Source organism: Thermococcus sp. GR6 (assembly GCF_012027415.1).
GTDB classification, from domain to species: domain Archaea; phylum Methanobacteriota_B; class Thermococci; order Thermococcales; family Thermococcaceae; genus Thermococcus; species Thermococcus onnurineus.
The window spans coordinates 531,060-548,230 of the sequence record NZ_SNUM01000002.1; the positions used below are offsets into that span (position 1 = coordinate 531,060).

General features: G+C 51.0%; 18 protein-coding genes. 10 read left to right on the plus strand and 8 right to left on the minus strand.

Annotated features, from left to right (window positions below; genetic code table 11):
* Nucleotides 1–43: 43 nt before the first annotated feature.
* Entirely contained in the window at nucleotides 44–919 is an 876-nt protein-coding gene (locus E3E32_RS09040) for a PhoI (protein WP_167731427.1), read from the minus strand.
* A 135-nt stretch (nucleotides 920–1,054) separates the two neighbouring features.
* Here E3E32_RS09040 and lysS point away from each other — a divergent pair, with 135 nt between their 5' ends.
* Entirely contained in the window at nucleotides 1,055–2,635 is a 1,581-nt protein-coding gene (gene lysS, locus E3E32_RS09045) for a lysine--tRNA ligase (protein WP_167731629.1), read from the plus strand.
* Between the two features lie 127 nt (nucleotides 2,636–2,762).
* A complete protein-coding gene (locus E3E32_RS09050; RefSeq protein WP_167731630.1) occupies nucleotides 2,763–3,344 on the plus strand; it encodes an indolepyruvate oxidoreductase subunit beta in 582 nt (193 codons plus the stop codon).
* Between the two features lie 3 nt (nucleotides 3,345–3,347).
* Here E3E32_RS09050 and E3E32_RS09055 read toward each other — a convergent pair whose 3' ends face one another.
* A complete protein-coding gene (locus E3E32_RS09055) occupies nucleotides 3,348–4,514 on the minus strand; it encodes an MFS transporter (RefSeq protein ID WP_167731428.1) in 1,167 nt (388 codons plus the stop codon).
* A gap of 89 nt (nucleotides 4,515–4,603) precedes the next feature.
* On the opposite strand from E3E32_RS09055, the gene E3E32_RS09060 reads away from it, so the two are divergent.
* The 4 genes from E3E32_RS09060 to E3E32_RS09075 all read left to right on the plus strand — a co-directional run bounded on the left by E3E32_RS09060 (nucleotide 4,604) and on the right by E3E32_RS09075 (nucleotide 8,640).
* Nucleotides 4,604–5,518, plus strand: coding sequence for a phosphate uptake regulator PhoU (locus E3E32_RS09060; RefSeq protein ID WP_012572355.1), 915 nt, complete (start codon nucleotides 4,604–4,606; stop codon nucleotides 5,516–5,518).
* A gap of 66 nt (nucleotides 5,519–5,584) precedes the next feature.
* Nucleotides 5,585–6,505, plus strand: a complete 921-nt coding sequence (locus E3E32_RS09065) for an isoaspartyl peptidase/L-asparaginase family protein (protein ID WP_167731631.1) — start codon at nucleotides 5,585–5,587, stop codon at nucleotides 6,503–6,505.
* Nucleotides 6,506–7,690, plus strand: a complete 1,185-nt coding sequence (locus E3E32_RS09070) for an MFS transporter (RefSeq protein WP_167731429.1) — start codon at nucleotides 6,506–6,508, stop codon at nucleotides 7,688–7,690.
* A 2-nt stretch (nucleotides 7,691–7,692) separates the two neighbouring features.
* Nucleotides 7,693–8,640: a radical SAM protein gene (locus E3E32_RS09075; RefSeq protein WP_167731632.1), complete on the plus strand. Its 948-nt coding sequence runs from the start codon at nucleotides 7,693–7,695 to the stop codon at nucleotides 8,638–8,640.
* On the opposite strand, the gene E3E32_RS09080 is transcribed toward E3E32_RS09075, so the two are convergent.
* From E3E32_RS09080 to E3E32_RS09090, 3 genes are read right to left on the minus strand one after another with little or no spacing between them, the layout of a single operon-like run.
* On the minus strand, nucleotides 8,630–9,121 hold the full coding sequence (locus E3E32_RS09080; protein WP_167731430.1) for a hypothetical protein: 492 nt from the start codon (nucleotides 9,119–9,121) through the stop codon (nucleotides 8,630–8,632). The genes E3E32_RS09075 and E3E32_RS09080 overlap by 11 nt on opposite strands.
* A complete protein-coding gene (locus E3E32_RS09085; protein WP_167731431.1) occupies nucleotides 9,111–10,046 on the minus strand; it encodes a serine/threonine-protein kinase RIO2 in 936 nt (311 codons plus the stop codon). The genes E3E32_RS09080 and E3E32_RS09085 overlap by 11 nt, the downstream gene beginning before the upstream one ends.
* Nucleotides 10,047–10,088: 42 nt before the next feature.
* Nucleotides 10,089–10,640 (minus strand): hypothetical protein, encoded by a 552-nt coding sequence (locus E3E32_RS09090; protein ID WP_167731432.1) that lies wholly within the window; start codon nucleotides 10,638–10,640, stop codon nucleotides 10,089–10,091.
* Nucleotides 10,641–10,723: 83 nt separating this feature from the next.
* On the opposite strand from E3E32_RS09090, the gene E3E32_RS09095 reads away from it, so the two are divergent.
* Nucleotides 10,724–11,851, plus strand: a complete 1,128-nt coding sequence (locus tag E3E32_RS09095; RefSeq protein WP_167731433.1) for an MFS transporter — start codon at nucleotides 10,724–10,726, stop codon at nucleotides 11,849–11,851.
* Here E3E32_RS09095 and E3E32_RS09100 read toward each other — a convergent pair.
* A complete protein-coding gene (locus tag E3E32_RS09100; RefSeq protein ID WP_167731434.1) occupies nucleotides 11,838–13,034 on the minus strand; it encodes a proteasome-activating nucleotidase in 1,197 nt (398 codons plus the stop codon). The two genes, E3E32_RS09095 and E3E32_RS09100, sit on opposite strands and share 14 nt — an antisense overlap.
* A gap of 233 nt (nucleotides 13,035–13,267) precedes the next feature.
* Between E3E32_RS09100 and cas6 the strand changes: the two genes are divergently transcribed.
* Nucleotides 13,268–14,017, plus strand: a complete 750-nt coding sequence (cas6, locus tag E3E32_RS09105; RefSeq protein ID WP_167731435.1) for a CRISPR-associated endoribonuclease Cas6 — start codon at nucleotides 13,268–13,270, stop codon at nucleotides 14,015–14,017.
* Here the strand turns inward: cas6 and E3E32_RS09110 are convergent.
* Entirely contained in the window at nucleotides 13,974–14,882 is a 909-nt protein-coding gene (locus tag E3E32_RS09110; protein ID WP_167731436.1) for a glycosyltransferase 4 family protein, read from the minus strand. The genes cas6 and E3E32_RS09110 overlap by 44 nt on opposite strands.
* 55 nt (nucleotides 14,883–14,937) lie before the next feature.
* On the opposite strand from E3E32_RS09110, the gene E3E32_RS09115 reads away from it, so the two are divergent.
* Together E3E32_RS09115 and E3E32_RS09120 are read left to right on the plus strand one after the other, a co-directional pair.
* Complete coding sequence (locus tag E3E32_RS09115) at nucleotides 14,938–16,260, plus strand: glycosyltransferase (protein ID WP_167731437.1); 1,323 nt, start codon at nucleotides 14,938–14,940, stop codon at nucleotides 16,258–16,260.
* A 5-nt stretch (nucleotides 16,261–16,265) separates the two neighbouring features.
* Nucleotides 16,266–16,631: a DUF2304 domain-containing protein gene (locus E3E32_RS09120; RefSeq protein WP_012572329.1), complete on the plus strand. Its 366-nt coding sequence runs from the start codon at nucleotides 16,266–16,268 to the stop codon at nucleotides 16,629–16,631.
* On the opposite strand, the gene E3E32_RS09125 is transcribed toward E3E32_RS09120, so the two are convergent.
* Complete coding sequence (locus tag E3E32_RS09125) at nucleotides 16,628–17,167, minus strand: cytidine/deoxycytidylate deaminase family protein (RefSeq protein ID WP_167731633.1); 540 nt, start codon at nucleotides 17,165–17,167, stop codon at nucleotides 16,628–16,630. The genes E3E32_RS09120 and E3E32_RS09125 overlap by 4 nt on opposite strands.
* Nucleotides 17,168–17,171: the final 4 nt, after the last annotated feature.

A 17,171-nucleotide genomic window follows, 5' to 3' on the forward strand; every position in this document is an offset into this window, starting at 1 on the left:
AGAATGTTAATATGCTTTTCGCTCAATGCCTTAGTGTTTTTAGCTAGCTGCCGAAAGCCGACCGGACTCTCCTGAGACCCCAGTAAAGGTCGCTGGCGTGTACCACAAAGTACCACTCATCGGTTTTAACGAGCTCTCCCCTTGATTTTCCCACCAGCTCGCCGTAGAGTCCCTGAATCCGGACTCTGGGTGCAGTCGTGGAGAGCTTCATCGTTATCTCTACAGGCTTCCCATCCTCCCAGACTATTCCAACCTTTAGTCCGGCTTTTGTTTCCTTCCTTTTCCTGAGGCCGAGCTTCAGATAGCGCAGTCTCTCCCCCGGGATGTCGTTCTCCTCGGCTTTTTCTTTGAGGTATTCTTCGACTAAAGTTAGCCCATGGAGGCCGAGCGCGTAGCCGAAGACGGGTATGCCTAAATCCTTCCTGCTCCTGCCTTTGTACGCGTAGACCTCTATTCGCCTCCCCGAACTCTTTGATGCCAAGTAGAATCCCTTCGGCTCCTCACCCCTGAACTCCTCCAGGAAATCCATAAGCGCCTCATAGGCTGAGAATGGAAGAGAAAAGCTTGCCCATGTTCCCCATACTCTAGGAGGTATTGAGACAAAGTTCATGTCCTCCAGATGGTATTCTATGGCTTTCGGCTTCAGTATTAGGAATCCCCTGTCTGTTGCCTCAACATCGACCAGTGCCCTTCTCCCGGGCACAAATGCGAATTTACCATCCTCTTCGAAGTCACTAGCTTTGAGCAGCCTGTCCCTCCTAAGCTTTCTTACCTCTCTTGAGCTGACAACAACGGGGACCGGTGTTTTTCTCCCGGTTTCCTTGTCGTAGGGTACCTTAAATCCCGCCTTAAGGAGCTCCTCCTGTATCTCCAGCGACGCCGGAAAGAATACCTGCATCCTCTCGAGCTCTAACTCCATTCGAAGACCTCCTTCTTTTTTACGCTCTTGAGTTGTTTACTATCAATGCTTATAAATTTTTCCTTCTTTTAGTTGTTATTGGCTGGTGAGCTTAAACTTAAAAGCCCCTCCACCAAGCTACCTCGGGTGAAGAAAATGGTGCACTGGGCTGACTACATGGCTAAGAAAATCATCCAGGAAATGGGAGACAAGGAAGAGTACGTGGTAGAGAGCGGCATAACCCCGAGTGGTTACGTTCACATAGGCAACTTCAGGGAGTTTTTCACTGCATATATTGTCGGTCATGCCCTCAGGGACAGGGGAAAGAAGGTTCGCCACATTCACATGTGGGACGACTACGACCGCTTTAGGAAGGTTCCCAAGAACGTTCCGAGCGAGTGGAAGGAATACCTCACCATGCCTGTCCGTGAGGTTCCAGATCCCTGGGGCTGCCACAATAGCTATGCCGAGCACTTTATGAGCCTCTTCGAGAAAGAAGTTGCCAAGCTTGGCATCGAGGCTGACTTCCTCTACGCGAGCGAGCTCTACAAGTCGGGAGAGTATGCAGAGGACATCAGGCTTGCCCTGGAGAAGCGCAACGAGATAAAGGCAATCCTCGACAAGTACCGCGAGAGGGCCAAGCAGCCGCCTCTCGAAGAGAGCTGGCAGCCTGTCATGGTTTACTGTCCCAAGTGCAGAAAGGAGGCTGAGTTCGTTTCCTGGGACGGCGAGTGGAAGGTAGCCTATAAGTGTCCCCACTGCGGAAGCGAGGGAGAAACAGACATCCGCGAGGGCAACGTCAAGCTCCGCTGGCGTGTTGACTGGCCGATGCGCTGGGCACACTTCAGTGTGGACTTCGAGCCCGCTGGCAAGGACCACCTCGCCGCCGGCAGTTCCTACGATACTGGCAGCGAGATAGTGGAGAAGGTCTTCGGAAAGCCCGCTCCGCTAACGCTCATGTACGAGTTCGTCGGCATAAAGGGAGAGAAGGGCAAGATGAGCGGAAGCAAGGGTAACGTGATCCTCCTCAGCGACCTCTACGAGGTTCTTGAGCCCGGTATAATTCGCTTCATCTACGCCAAGCACAGGCCCAACAAGGAGCTTAAGATAGACCTCGGCCTCGGTCTGCTCAACCTCTATGATGAGTTCGATAAGGTCGAGAGGATATACTTTGGCCTTGAGCACGCAAAGAACTCCGAGGAGGAAGAGGAGCTCAAGAGAACCTATGAGCTCTCGATGCCGAAGGTTCCGGAGAGACTCATCGCTCAGGCACCTTTCAGGTTCCTGGTTACACTCGTTCAGATGCCTCACCTCGACGAGGACGGCATAATTGAAGTCCTCAAGGAGCAGGGACACATACCCAGGGAGCTGAGCGAGGAGGACATCGAGAGGATAAGGCTCCGCATTGAATTGGCCAAGAACTGGATCGAGAAGTACGCGCCAGACAACGTTAAGTTCAGTATCCTAGAAAAGCCGCCGAAGGTTGAGCTTACGCCTGAGATAAAGGATGCTATTGAGGAGGTGGCCAACTGGCTCGAGGCCAACGAAAGCTTCACCGTCGATGAGCTCAACAATATTATCTTCGACGCGGCCAAGAAGCGCAGCATTCCGAGCAAAGAATGGTTCAAGGTGCTCTACAATCTCTTCATTGGTAAAGACAGGGGTCCAAGACTGGCACCGTTCCTCGCTTCAATGAACAGGGAGTTCGTCATCAAGCGCCTCCGCATGGAGGCCTGATTCTTTATTCTTTTGGCATGCATGATGACTTTCTGGCTCAACTTTTTCGACGGGGGAGGTTTGCTTGTCGAATTTCTTTGACAACACCTTTTTATTTCTTATTCTCTAATGCTTTCCGGTGGTGCTCATGGAGTTCAACCTCATAATCACTGGAGTCGGTGGTCAGGGTGGTTTGACCCTCTCGCGCATAGTCGGGAACGCTGCCATGGCCGAAGGATACAACGTTAGAATCGGTGAAACTCTTGGAATGAGCCAGAGGTACGGGAGCGTTCTCAGCTACCTCCGCTTCGGCGAAGAAGTCTACTCCCCGCTCATCGAGGAGGGAAAAGCGAACCTTATGCTCGCCCTCGAGCCTGCAGAAGCCCTTAGGAACGCCCGTTTCCTTGGGAAGAGCAGTTATGCGATAATCAACGCCTATCTCATCCATACGGCAACGACCCTCGTTGGCAAGGAGAAGTACCCTGAGCTCGATGAAATTAAGGATGCCATCGGTAGGATCTGCTCCGTTGACATGCTCAACTTCCAGGAGGAAGCCGACAAAATAAACCCAAAAACGCTGGGCGTCCTCATGCTCGGCTACGCCTACGGCAAAGGGCTGATTCCCCTCAAGAAGGAGAGCATCTACGGAGGTATAAAGGCCACCCTCCGCGAAAAGCTCTGGGAGGTAAACTTCAAAGCCCTGGAAAGGGGCATCGAGCTTGCCCGCTGATTTTCACTTATTGTGTTTTATGAAAAATGCATAGAAAATCACCGTCGCTACTATGTAGAGGAATGCCGTTGTGTAAAATGGATAGCTCAGAGACATGCCAAAGAGGAGGCCGCCTATATAGTTTCCAGCGCCACGCATGAAGGTTGAGAAGGCCCTTCTTATTCCAGCTGCGGTTGCCTTTTCCTCGGTACTGAAGAAGCCCATCATGAAGGAGTCGTTTATGGGCCAGACTATGTTCATGAGTATGGAGCGGAGTATGTAGAGCGCCGCCGCCAGCAAAAACGTCTCTATCGATGGGAATATCAGGAAGAGAAAGGCTGCAAAGCTTTGGAAGGACGTTATGACCTTAACAGGTCCTATCCTCTCGACCAGCCTTGGCAGCCCGAAGGAGCCGAGGCCCATAGCGAGCTGCTGAAAGAAGAAGATGCCGCTTATCGCGGCGAGCGTTTGTCCGAACTGGAGCTTGAAGTAAAGGCTCATGTATGGTATTGTTATCCCCGCGCCGAGGCCTATTAGTGCGCTCGGCAGGGAGAATTTGAGTATCTTGATTATCAGCTCACGGTTCCAGTCTATCTTCGGGTTCTTAACTGGGACGTCGCTGATTATGAGGAGCGCAGGGATAACCAGGACGAACTGAAGGAGCGCGAGCGAAACGACAAGCCTGTAGGCTAGGCTCTCTGTCAGTCCAAGGTCTATGAAGAACTCCGGGGCAAAGCCCGCTATGAGGACTCCAAGGGCGTTGAACAGTGTCCCAAGTCCAAAGCTTATCGAGAAGGCATGGTGCCTCTGCTCCTCCTTTACCTCTTCACTGAGGAGTGCTGAGAAGTTGGGCTGTCTGAGCCCCATATTTGCGCCCACCAGGAAGAAGCCGAGAGCAAGGACGTAATCGTTAATTGCGAGCACCTGCAGGAGTCTTCCAGCCAGTCCTAAGAGAGCGCTTAGTATGAGGGTTTTCTTGTATCCCATCCTTAACGAAATCTGGCCCGCTATGAGGAAGAAGAGGCCCCCAACGAGAGTCTGAATTGAAAAGAACGTTCCCATTTGGGCCATGTCGTAGCCGAGGGCGGTCAGGTAAAACGGCATTATGAATATCGAGAACTGGAGGAAGAGCTGTCCAGCGGCATTCGCGAGTATGAGCACCTTGGCGTCCTTGGTGTACTCTCCAAGCATGTTTGCAATCTAAATCTTAGCGTTTATAAGATTGTCGAACTGAAGCTTTTTATACATGCCAGGTTAGCTATATATCGGCGGTGATATCTATGGAGTTCAGGAAGATTCAATTTACCGGCAGGAGCTCCTACATAATTTCTCTACCCAAGAAATGGGTTACGGAGCACAACCTGAAGCAGGGCGACGTCGTTCCTCTCGCTATAAATCCCGACGGAAGCATAACGATTTTTCCAAAGGAGCCGAGAGAGGTAAGTGAGAGAAAGATTCTCAAGATTTCGCGCGAGTACTCACCAGACATGGCAGTGAGGCTTGTCATCTCGGCGTACATTCAGGGCTATGACGTTCTCGAGATACATCTCGCTGAGGAGATGCCAATATATAAGGTCAAGATACGCAAGGTTCTCCAGAGCCTTCCTGGTGTTGAGATAATTCTCGACGAGCCTCAGCGAATGGTTGCCAAGAGCCTTCTTGATGAGGAAGAGGTCAATCTTGCGGAGCTTCTCAACAGGATACGCTCACTGATAATATCTATGCTCGGTGATCTCGAGATGCTTATAGCCGCGCCCGGGGAGGAAGAAATACTCCGTGACATTAATGACCTCGAAAATGAGCTCGACAGATTCTACTTCCTCATAATTCGTGCAGTCAACAGGCTCCTAACCAAAAGAGGCGTCACAGAGGAGAGTGGCATAATCAGGAGGACATTCGATCTTCTTGGCATACTGTTCATAGTCAGGAACATCGAGCGCATCGGTGACCACATAACGCGCATAGCCGAGAACCCGAGCGAGATAAACGTCCCGTACCTCAAAGAAAAGTTCAGTCAGATGATGGCACAGATAGAGGAGCGTGATCTAGGTAAAATAGACAGGTTGATGCTCGAGCTCAAGGAGGAAATACGCTCCATTGACTACCGTAGCTCAATAGCCCTCGAGAGCTACCGCAGGATTCTAGAGTATCTGGAGAACATAGGTGAAACTATAATCAACATGGCGCTGAGCTGAAGTTCTAATCTTTTCGTTTCCACAACTCTTTTAACCCTTCGAGATTCATTGCCTACGGTGATTCTCATGGTTGCGATAATAGTTCACGGTGGTGCTGGTACCATAAGGAAGGAGGAACGTATTCCAAAGGTTATTGAAGGTGTTAGAGAGGCTGTTCTTGCCGGCTGGCGCGAGCTAAAGAGGGGTTCGGCTTTGGATGCCGTTGAGGAGGCCCTCAAAGCCCTTGAGGATAACCCTATCTTCAACGCCGGAACTGGTTCCGTCCTGACTCTCGACGGCAAGGTCGAGATGGACGCGGCAATAATGCGCGGCAAAACCCTTGAAGCCGGTGCAGTTGCTGGGATATGGGGCGTTAAGAACCCCATAAGCGTTGCGAGGAAGGTAATGGAGAAGACCGATCACGTTCTCCTCAGCGGAGAGGGTGCTGTTAAGTTCGCCCGGTTGATGGGCTTTGAAGAGTACGACCCGAGGACAGAGGAGAGACTCAAGCAGTGGGAAGAGCTCAGGAAGAAGCTCCTTGAGACTGGGGAAGTGAAGCACTGGAAGAAGCTGAGTGAGCTGATTAAGGAGTATCCCGAAGTCCTGAGGAGCACGGTTGGTGCGGTTGCCTTCGACGGCGAGGAGGTTGTGGCTGGTACATCAACCGGCGGCGTTTTCCTCAAGATGTTCGGCCGCGTTGGTGATACACCGATAATCGGAGGCGGAACCTACGCCAACGAAGTTGCCGGGGCTTCCTGTACTGGCCTCGGCGAGGTCGCTATAAAGCTGGTTCTGGCCAAGAGCGCGACCGACTTCGTCCGCTTGGGAATGGATGCTCAAGCTGCCAGCGAGGCCGCGATAAGCCTTGCCACAAGGTACTTTGGCCCCGATACCATGGGTATCATAATGGTTGATTCCCGCGGAAACATTGGCTTCGCCAAGAACACCAAACACATGAGCTACGCTTTCATGAAAGAAGGAATGGAAGAGCCTCACGCAGGTGTCTGAATGGGAAAGTGGGACATCTGGTTCCTCCACGCTTCAACGTTTTTCTTCTTCCTTGGAATGGCGGTAGTCAATCCTCTAATCTCCCCCCTAGCTATGACCCTCGGTGCTGATCCGTTCGTCGTCGGAATGATTGCGGCGATAGCCTCAATAGTGGCGTTGGTATCCAAGCCCCTGGGGGGAGTCCTCGGTGACAGGGGTCTGCGTTTTCAGATGATGGCTCTTGGCTCTTTCTTCGGCGCCCTTGCGGGTGGTCTCTACGTTGTCTCGGTCCTAACTGACAATCTGACGGCCTTTGCCGTTGGCAGAGCCGTTCATGGTTTCGGGATGGCCCTGTTCTTTCCCTCTTCTCTCTCATCCGCTATAGACCTAGCCCCTGAGGGAAGGATTGGAGAGACCCTTGGATGGCGTGGGATGATGTTCTCCTTTGGCAACCTTATGGGGCCTGCCATAGGCGGCTTCGTGGCAGATTTACTTGGCTTTCAGGCGGCTTTCCTGCTCACAGTGCTACTTTCAATAACAGCTATAGGCTTCGTTCTCTTAGCGTATTCTAGGGTCAAAGGCAGGGTTGAACTCAGGCACCATGAGAGGCACGAAAAGCCCCAGTACAGGGCTCTGCTTAAGCCCTTCTTCGTGGCCGCTTCGCTCGCCCTATTTTTCATGGCGGTTGCCTACGGTGGGATGAGCACTTTCCTTCCGGCCCTCTATAAGTCTATCGACCTTGGAACGAGCGTCTTCGGCCTCTACGCGAGCGTGATGGGCGGGACCAGTCTTCTGACGAGGGTACTCGGTGGAAAGGAAGCTGACAGGAGGGGCCCCCTGCCGGTAGCAACGGTCGGCCTGAGCGGTGTTCTGATAGCCTATATTCTACTGGCCCTCTACACCGAACCACCTTGGGCTTACGCCAGCGCCGCCATACTTGGAGCCGGCTTCGGTTTGGCAGTTCCATCCCTACAGATGATGGCGCTGGCGAATCTGCCAAGAAGGATAAGAACCTTTGGTTCCAGTGTCTATACGATGTTCTTCGACCTTGGCTACCTGACTGGGCCAATAGTCCTTGGATACGTCGCCCAGCTCAAGGACTACACCGCTGTGTTCCCACTCCTACCCATCATAATGGCGCTGTCCCTTCTCATTGCCCAGTTGCCAAGGTTTTTAAAAGATGGTAAAAACTCCACAGGGGGATGAAGGTGCTGATAAGGGTCTCCTATGGAACGGCTATAGCGATGGGTCTAATCAAGGCCAGGATGCTCGCCAGACCAACCACCGCTTACCTCATGACACATTACGATGGCCGCTGCAGGAACAACTGTGCCTTCTGCCCCCAGGCAAGGGAGAGCAGGGCGGATCTAAGCAGACTTTCCCGTGTGACGTGGCCTGCTTTCGAGGTTGAGAGGGTCGTGGAGAAGCTTCCCGATGGGAACTTTGCCAGAATTTGCCTTCAGACGGTCGATCATCCAGGACTAGTGGACGATGTTCTTGAACTCCTCGGACTTTTCCGGCCTTTGGGCTTGCCCATTTCCGTCTCCATAACACCAGTGGATAGGGAAATCTTGGAAGAGTTTAAAGCCCTTGGCGTTGACTACATCGGCGTTGGCCTTGACGTGGCTAGTGAGAGACTCTATCCAGAGATTAAGGACTCTCTTTACTCGTGGGACGATATGTGGGGTTTTACTGAGGATATCATCGAAGTTTTTGGTGATGGCAAGGCTTTTGTCCATCTGATAATTGGTCTTGGTGAGACCGACAGAGAGGCAGTTGAAACCATAGCAAAGGCTTATTCTATGGGTGCCCAGGTCTCGCTTTTTGCATTCACTCCAATTAGGGGAACGCACCTTGGGACCGCACAACCGCCCAGCCTCGAACGCTACAGAAAGATTCAGCTCGCGAACTACTTGCTTGAGGAAGGAATCATCGGGCTGGATGACCTCGAGTTCGACGTGAACGGCTCGCTAATAAGCTTTGGGATTTCCAAAGAAGAGCTGGCTGAGATAGTTCCTCCTGATGTTTTTGCAACCCATGGCTGTCCTGGTTGCAACAGACCCTACTACAATGAGAGACCCAAAAAGGAGCCTTACAACTTCCCTCTAAGACCAGAAAAAGAGTACGTAAAAAGAGTCCTCGACTCTATTCTTTAAGCGCCTCTATGATTTCGTTGAATTCCTTCAGCGAGAAGTCTGGCTTGACATTTTCTCCCTTCGCGAGCCTCACCAGAGCTTGAGTGAAACGGTGCAACTCTTCGTCATCCTTTACGAGGCTAAGCGTGACTTCCATACTCCCGGCCAGTTCACGGAGCCTGCCTTCTTTCTTCATAATAAACAGGAGATCCCCTAATCTCTTGATGCCGAGCCTGTAAAGGTCCTTACTTGGAGCTCGGTATATGCCCCTGATAGCGCACTTAACAGCCCCACGGTAGTTGTCCTCCTGAACAAAGATGTCGGCCATTCTGAAGCAGGCCTCGAAGTAGAACTCTGGCTCTTCGTCCTTAGCGAGCTCCATTATCTTATCAAGCTTTCTCTTGGCGGTATTCAAATCCTTCACGTTCTCGGCCTCTATGGCCTCTCTAAAAAGTTTCACTATTCTCTCCCGTCTGTTGAGAGGCTCGTACTTAATCACCATTTGCCTCCCCCCTACTCTCGTTCCAGGCCTCCTCAAAGGCCGGCCACACATTATCAAACTTCCTCTCGATGCGCCACCTTCGCCTGAAGGCGTTAAGGAGAACTGTTATGTCCCTCTTCAGAAGCTCGTAGCTTTCAGGGTAGGCTGTCGTCAGGTACTGTGCCCAGTCGATTATTAGAACGTCGTCATTGCTTGTTAAGACGATATTGAACTCACTCATGTCGGAGTGCACTATTCCAAAGCGCACTATCTTGAGGTATTCCTCGAGAACGCGGTCAAGTATACACTCCGCTTCCTCTCGGGTTAAATCTGTGTCACGGAGCTCCGCTAATTCAGTTCCTTCCACGAACTCCATCACCACAACATGCCTGTTCCAGGCTATTGGCTTAGGAACTCTGGCTATAGGGCTGAGCAGAGTCAGTGCCTCATATTCCTTCTTGGCTATCAACCTCGAAACGTAGAGCCAGCTCGTATGGTGCTTATCCTGAAAGACTACTCCGTGGTAGCCAGCTTTTCTGGAGCTCGTTCTCCCGCCTATGCGGTTGAACTTGACGGCAACTTTCTCTCCACCTGATGTTATGCCAATGTAAACATCCGCGTCTTTGCCAACGCCTATCTGTGCCGTGCTTATCGCTTCTACAACGCCTTTTTTCGCCAGTGCCCTTATGGCTAAAACATCATAGCCGTGTATCGTCAGCTGGTAACCGATGTAGCCGATGTCACTTCTCCTCTTGACAAGCGACCAGTCGTCGAGCTTTCCGAGGCGGAACGAGGCTGTTTCAATGTCAACCCTCGCAAAGCGTGCTATGTCCTCCAGAGGGACCCACTTGTGGTGACGCATATTGAGCTCTACCCCTCTGAGTATGCGGAAGTCTAGGTCTCGCAGTTTTGGATAGGCCTCCAATGCAAGTAACTTGCTTACCATGTTCTCTCCCTGAACTCGCTTTGGGTTGGAGATTTATAAACGTTAGTTGGCCTGGGAGCAGAAGTTGTAGACGAAATGTACCTTTCCAGAATATCTCTGTAGTCCATTTCTTAGATGAATTTCTACGCTAACTTCAACTGGATGGGTGAAGTCACAAATTGGTGCGATTGAATATTCAAGTGTAATTGTTCCTTTTCCTAGAATGCCTAGATCGCTGAGTTCCACCACGTTGATCGTGAGGTAGTCTTCAAACTGCTTTTCCATCCTAATGCTCTTCCAAGGACCACCCCTTGGGAAAAGGAAATACACTGTTCCGTCTCCGGGACTCTTGATGGTCACTTTGATGGAAGTTATGGCTGTATCTCCCGAATGGGAGATTGAGATTCGGATATGTCCGTTCATCTCTGCCAGAGTGCTGACATGGGCCAGATCTTCTTCCCCGTAATAGAGCAATACTGTTGTCCAGTTGCCAAACTCCACAGGCCCACTTAGATATCCTTTGACGGTTAGTTCCCTTGGAGCTGTCAGATACAGCATCCCGATCATGACTACCGCAATGATCCCAATTGCTAGGGGTAGTTCTTTCTTTGCCATAGCCGCCCATAAATTACTATCTATAATTGTCTTTAAGTCTTTGGACAGATAATTTTTTAAGCGCTTAACTTTTTATCGAAACCATGCGCCGCAGGCTTTTACTCCTTATATCCCTTGGCTGGATTTTCAACTACGCCCACAGGATGGCGATTCCGCCCCTGATTCCAATGATAAAGGCCGAACTCGGAATAAACAATTCCGAGGCTGGTCTTCTGATGACCTTCTTGCTCTTTCCTTACGCTCTCATCCAGGTTCCTGCGGGCTATTTCGGCGATAGAATCGGGCGAAAAAGACTCCTCGTGCTCAGCATAGTGGGTTACTCACTCTCATCTGCTCTGATACTCTTTGCACGGGAATACTGGGGGCTTCTTGCAGTTAGGGCCCTTTACGGCCTATTTTCTGGCCTCTACTACGCCCCTGCAACTGCTCTGATAAGCGAGGTCTACCGCGAGAGAAAGGGATCTGCCCTGGGTGTTTTCATGGTAGGTCCACCGGTTGGAAGTGGAATAGCACCTCTTATAGTCGTGCCTATAGCTCTCAACCTTGAGTGGCGCTATGCTTTCCTGGTTCTCTCTGTTATGAGCCTTCTCGTTGGCCTTGCGCTGGCCTTTGCGGTAAGGGGAGAAGTTTCAAAGCCAAGCAGGGTGAGCTTTTCAATTCCCAAGAATGTTTTCCTCCTGAGTGCTGCCAACTTCATAGTTCTAGCTGCCTTTTTCGGCCTTCTCACATTCCTCGTTTCATTTCTTGTAAATTCCGGCGTCTCCATTGAGATGGCTTCCCTGCTTTTTTCACTCCTCTCTGTCATAGGCATAGCGGGTTCTCTCTTTGGGGGAGGACTTTACGATAGAATCGGGAGGCGGAGCATCGCGGTTGTATTTGGACTCAACGCCTTGTTGACCTTTGTTTTGACAGTTACGGCATCGCCATTGGTCATAATACCTCTTGGTCTCACCTTTTACTCCGTGGGAGCCATAGTCACAGCTTATACTTCGGAGAAGGCCAGTGGGGAAAACCTCGGCTCAGTCATGGGCTTCGTTAATATGGTTGGATTCTTCGGGGCAACGATAGGTCCTTACTTCCTTGGCCTTCTGATAGATGGCTTTGGCTACAAGATGGCTTTCTTATCAATTCCTGTGATGTATCTCCTCGCCTGGGCAATAATCAAAGTTGAAGAAAAGCTAGAAGAAAAGGAAGGTCTCAGCCGTACATGACCTCGTGCATGGCTATCTGCTGGGCGAGCCTCTGCTCCGAGCCAAAAACTTTCTCAATAGCTTTGAGGAAGTCTTCCTGTGTCACGTACTCACGTCTGTCCCTTATGGCAAACATTCCAGCCTCCATGGTTATGGCCTTCAGATCTGCACCGCTCGCTCCCTCAGTCATCTCTGCTATTATTCTCAGGTCAACGCCCTTGAGGTTCATCCTCTTAGTGTGGACCTTGAGTATCTCGAGCCTGCCCTTGAAGTTGGGCAGCGGAACTTCTATGAGCCTGTCGAACCTTCCTGGTCTGAGGAGTGCTGGATCGAGGATGTCTGGCCTGTTGGTGGCGGCGATGATCTTGACATTGCCGCTTGGATCGAAGCCGTCCATCTCCGCGAGAAGCTGCATAAGGGTTCTGTTGACCTCCCTCTCACCACCGGTTGTCTCGTCCATTCTCTTCGCTCCGATGGCGTCAATCTCATCGATGAATATAATGGCCGGTGCCTTCTCCTTTGCCAGCTCGAAGAGTTCGTGGACTAAACGAGCGCCCTCACCGATGAACTTTCTCACGAGTTCGCTTCCAACGACGCGGATGAATGTTGCGTTAACCTCATGTGCCAGGGCCTTTGCCATGAGGGTCTTTCCACAACCGGGTGGGCCGTAGAGGAGAACACCCTTGGGGGGCTCTATGCCTACCTTCTCGAAGAGCTCCGGGTGTTTGAGAGGAAGTTCCACAGCCTCCCTCAGCTCCTGGAGCTGTTTGTCCAGACCGCCTATGTCATTGTAACTTACTGTCGGCCTCTCAATGACCTCGAAGCCAAGGACACTTGGATCCTTCTCGCTTGGAAGGAGCTCAACGATGGCCATTGTCCTCTGGTCGAGGGCAACCCTCGCGCCGGGCTTCAGGTTCTCCCTTTCGATCCAGGGAGCTATCCTGACGACAAAGCGCGGGCCGTTGTAGTTCTGGACTATCGCTCTATCCTCGTCGAGAAGCTCTATCAGTGTTCCAGCGAAAGCCGGTGGTTGCCTGAGTCTTGACATCTCCATCCTCAACCGTGAGAGCTCTCTCTCGAGCCTTTCCTTATCTGCCTCAAGGGTTCTTACCTGGAGCTCAAGCTGCCTAATCCTCTTTTTAAGGTACATGATGTAATCATCGTACTCTTCGGAGGGTTTTATCCCAACATCTTCAATACTCATAATCTTTCACCTCTCACGGGTCAACTTGTGTAGAAGGGCCTTTTTAACTCTATCCTTACATTATAAGTCCTTCCTTATAAGTTTTGATTTGTGTTTCTTTATATATTTTTGGTAACAGATGTGTGGACTCTTCTTGACTTAGCTTTGAAGTAATGGGCGGAGGGTTTCTTTGCGAAATTTTTATTAACTATGAGTGCCAATTATAGAGGGGTGCTGTAGCAAGGGGTGATGGAATGAGGGTTGAGATAAAGTTTAGACCCACAGAGGAGGATACGATTCTTCCTTTCAACTACAATTACGATGTCTATACTCAGCTCATAGAGAAGATGGCCATAGTTTCTCCCGAGATTGCCCGTGAGGCCGAAGTGAGCCACGTCGATTACTTTACGTTTTCCCGCATGATGGTGAGGAAGCGCGAGCTTATTCCTGACAGAGGCATAAGAGTTCTCTCTGATGATGTCTCTCTCTACATCTCTTCCTCCTCCAGTGAGCTCATAAGGGCCGTTGTTGAGGGCTTCATCGACAGTCCTATCCTTCAGATAGGCGATGCTACCTTCATAACCGAGGATATAAAAATTTTGAAGGAGCCCAAGATAAAGGATAGTGCCCTCTTCTCGACCCTTAGTCCTATCATGGTAAGAACAGTCAAGCTCAGCAGCAACAGGATGAAGATATGGGATCTCTACCCGAACGAGGAGGCATTCTTCGATAAGCTCCGCAAGGTCATGCTGATGCGCTACTCTGCGATCATGGGTTCCATGCCTGAGGATAGGGATTTCAGCATAGATGTTATCAAGTTCAAGCCCGTCCGGATACTCGTGAAGGACACATACTATCGTGGCTCTCTGATGATATTCCGCTATCGCGGCTCCCTCGAGATAGCTCGCTTCGGCTATGAGAACGGCTTTGGAGAAAAAACCAGATATGGCTTTGGTATGGTCAAAGTGATTGATGAAGAACTAAGACGAGAAGACCAAGAGTAGCCTCTATCAGCCAGACTATCGCGACAAGCTTCGGCTCGTTCACTCTTATTTTTCTCATTATCGTCCCCAAAAAGCTCGGATAAGGTGGTGCTTGGAGCGTCCCGTCCGGGAGGACTTTAGTTTTTCCGTGTCTTCTCACTCCAAAGCGAACGCTTGTTGCCTTTATGATGAAGTCTAAAAAGTGTGGAATCAGGAGTATTGCAGTATAAACCTCGACTTTTCCAATAATCCCTATTAATCCTATAAGTGCCCCCATGCTGAGCGTTCCCGTGTCGCCGGGAAAGACTTTCGCTGGATACTTGTTCCAACACAGGAAGCCGAGAGCCGCGCCGAGACCGGTAAGTGCAAGCAGTTGAGCACTTCCGTCTGTTATTAGTGCCAGGAAGAGAAGCGCTATGGCGGAGGTGCCAATCTCGAGTCCGTTGAATCCAGCAAGCATATTCACCAAGTTGGCTGAACCTGTTACAAAGAGCACGGCAAAGATGGGATAGAGTATCCCGAGGTTCAGGTCAAAGCCGAAGATATCGATATGGGATGAAACCCCTATGATCACAACTGGAATTGACACGAAAAGTGAGAGGATGACCTTGTGAAGCTGCCTCAGATTGGTTAGATCATCAACAACGCCGATAATTCCGAAGAGGAGAAACACCATTGTCGCCAGGGAAATCTTATCGGTCAAAAACGGCGAAATTGCGACTGGCAGGGCCAGGATAAGAGCGATCCCACCCATCTCCGGCACTTCTGGCTGGTCAAGCTTGTGGATGTCCCTCCCGACAATGCCGGCTCTTCTCATCCTTTCTGCGATGTATGGCGTCATGATGAGTGTCAGGGTTAAACCTATAAGAGGAGCAACGGCTATCATATTAGACACCCACCGGTGTTACAACGGCCCAAAAATAAACCCTTCGGTGAAAACCATGGATATAAGGCTCGTCGTCTTTGACCTCGACGGAACCCTCATCGGGGCACCAAAGCCTTTTGCCCAAGTCAAGGAGGAGCTTAAATCAAGGCTGCTGGAGATGGGAATTCCCCAGGAGATTATTGGTGACCTCACTCCAATGTACGAAAATCTCCATCGGATAGCGAAGGAAACAGGGAGAAGCTTTGAAGAGCTATACTCAATAATGGTCGGGCTCGAAGTGGAACGAATAGAGGAGAGCTTTCTCTTCGATGGCGTTCTCGACGTTCTGGAGTTCCTAAAGGCAAGGGGCATTCCAATGGCGATAATGACGAGGAGTTCCCGCGAGGCAACGATGAAGGCCCTCGAGATGAACGGCGTTATGGACTACTTCTCGTTGATATCCACCCGGGACGATGTTCCGGCCAGGGAAGTCAAGCCGAACGCTGGTCAGCTTGAAAGGATAATTACCGCCTTTGGGGTCGAGCCGAGTAAGGTTCTCGTCGTTGGAGATCACGGCTACGATATAATTCCCGCCCGGGAGCTAGGTGCGCTGAGCGTCATGATCACTGACCACACCGCCGGGAGGATGAGTTTCAGCGTTGAGGCGAAGCCGAACTTCGAGATTGAAACGATTAAAGGCCTCCTTCCGCTGTTGGAGAACCTATTGAGTACATACGTGGTCGTTCCTGCCTACAACGAGGAGAGAACCATTGGGACAGTTCTTGACGATCTCCTGCGCTACTTCCGGGCTGAAGAGATAATCGTCGTCAACGATGGCAGCAGGGACAAAACAGCCGAGGTAGCACGCTCCAGAGGCGTTCACGTCCTTACCCACCTTGTCAACCGAGGCCTCGGTGGGGCCCTTGGGACGGGCATTGCCTATGCCCTCAGGAAGAATGCGAGACTTATACTCACCTTTGATGCCGATGGTCAACACCTAGTGAGTGATGCCCTTCGCGTTATGAAGCCAGTCGCCGAGGGCAAAGCCGACTTTGCAGTTGGCTCGAGGCTCAAGGGCGACACGAGCGAGATGCCCTTCGTCAAGCGCTTTGGTAACTTCGTCCTTGATGCCATAACAGCGGTCTTCGCGCGGAAGTACGTCAGCGACAGCCAGAGCGGACTGAGATGCTTCAGTCGGGAGTGTGCGTCAAAAATAACGATAACCTGCGACCGCTATGCAGTTTCAAGCGAGATAATCATAGAGGCCTCGGGGAACGGTTGCAGGATTGTGGAAGTTCCCATTAAAGCAGTTTATACGGAGTACTCCATGAAGAAGGGCACAAACATCCTGGAGGGGGTTAAGATAGCCCTTAATCTGCTGTTCGACAAACTGAGGTGATGAGTATGTATGCGGTTCAGTACATAACTATAGTTATTGTTCTCGCATTGATGGTCTATGTGCTTGGAAGGTATGGGCGCAAGGAATTTGAGTGGGGAGACTTCCTGTTCTGGGAAGCACTCCTGCTTGGCCTCCTGATAGTCGCAATATTTCCTTTGGAGATAGCCAACGAAATAAAGCACATCCTTGGTCTTGGTAGAGGTCTCGATGCCCTCTTCGTTATAAGTATTGGCCTTGCATACATACTGATGTTCAGGGTTTATCTCGCTGTCGACAAAACCGAGCGCGAGATAACCGAGCTCACAAGGAAAATCGCCATGGAGCTGGAGGAGATAAACAAGCGACTGGAAAAAATAGAGAAGAACCTTTAACCTTCCACAAACTCTCCGAAGAGCTCCTCCAGGAAGAGCTTCACCCTCTCTTTCGGGAGTCTGAACTGCCTTATCTTCACTATTCCTTTCTCCTGCGCTTCCCTGAGGAGTATTTCAGTTGCCTCGTTGGGGTACATTTCCTCGTATACTATCTCCTTTATGCCTGCGTTGATGACTAACTTGAAGCAGGTGTCGCAGGGAAAGTGGGTGACGTAGAGCGTTGCCCCCTCGAGGCTTATGCCCTTTCTGGCTGCCATGGCTATGACGTTCTGCTCCGCGTGAACCGCCCTGTGGCAGTGGCTGTCCACTATGAGGCAGCCTACATCAATACAGTGCTCCATTCCCCTCGGCGCACCGTTGTAGCCTGTTGCAAGTATGTACCCGTCCTTGACGGCAACGGCGCCAACGCGGAGCCTTGGACAGGTTGCTCTAAGGCTCACAAGTTTCGCTATCAGCATAAAGTACTCGTCCTTGGTTGGCCTGATGCGCTTTATGCGCTCTGCCTTTTCCCGGTCTAGGAAGATTTCAACGCTCATAGCC

Coding starts and splice junctions, on each gene's coding strand:
- E3E32_RS09040 (WP_167731427.1), bottom strand. CDS start 919: ATGGAGTTAGAGCTCGAGAGGATGCAGGTATTCTTTCCGGCGTCGCTG.
- lysS (WP_167731629.1), top strand. CDS start 1,055: ATGGTGCACTGGGCTGACTACATGGCTAAGAAAATCATCCAGGAAATG.
- E3E32_RS09050 (WP_167731630.1), top strand. CDS start 2,763: ATGGAGTTCAACCTCATAATCACTGGAGTCGGTGGTCAGGGTGGTTTG.
- E3E32_RS09055 (WP_167731428.1), bottom strand. CDS start 4,514: ATGCTTGGAGAGTACACCAAGGACGCCAAGGTGCTCATACTCGCGAAT.
- E3E32_RS09060 (WP_012572355.1), top strand. CDS start 4,604: ATGGAGTTCAGGAAGATTCAATTTACCGGCAGGAGCTCCTACATAATT.
- E3E32_RS09065 (WP_167731631.1), top strand. CDS start 5,585: ATGGTTGCGATAATAGTTCACGGTGGTGCTGGTACCATAAGGAAGGAG.
- E3E32_RS09070 (WP_167731429.1), top strand. CDS start 6,506: ATGGGAAAGTGGGACATCTGGTTCCTCCACGCTTCAACGTTTTTCTTC.
- E3E32_RS09080 (WP_167731430.1), bottom strand. CDS start 9,121: ATGGTGATTAAGTACGAGCCTCTCAACAGACGGGAGAGAATAGTGAAA.
- E3E32_RS09085 (WP_167731431.1), bottom strand. CDS start 10,046: ATGGTAAGCAAGTTACTTGCATTGGAGGCCTATCCAAAACTGCGAGAC.
- E3E32_RS09090 (WP_167731432.1), bottom strand. CDS start 10,640: ATGGCAAAGAAAGAACTACCCCTAGCAATTGGGATCATTGCGGTAGTC.
- E3E32_RS09095 (WP_167731433.1), top strand. CDS start 10,724: ATGCGCCGCAGGCTTTTACTCCTTATATCCCTTGGCTGGATTTTCAAC.
- E3E32_RS09100 (WP_167731434.1), bottom strand. CDS start 13,034: ATGAGTATTGAAGATGTTGGGATAAAACCCTCCGAAGAGTACGATGAT.
- cas6 (WP_167731435.1), top strand. CDS start 13,268: ATGAGGGTTGAGATAAAGTTTAGACCCACAGAGGAGGATACGATTCTT.
- E3E32_RS09110 (WP_167731436.1), bottom strand. CDS start 14,882: ATGATAGCCGTTGCTCCTCTTATAGGTTTAACCCTGACACTCATCATG.
- E3E32_RS09115 (WP_167731437.1), top strand. CDS start 14,938: ATGGATATAAGGCTCGTCGTCTTTGACCTCGACGGAACCCTCATCGGG.
- E3E32_RS09120 (WP_012572329.1), top strand. CDS start 16,266: ATGTATGCGGTTCAGTACATAACTATAGTTATTGTTCTCGCATTGATG.
- E3E32_RS09125 (WP_167731633.1), bottom strand. CDS start 17,167: ATGAGCGTTGAAATCTTCCTAGACCGGGAAAAGGCAGAGCGCATAAAG.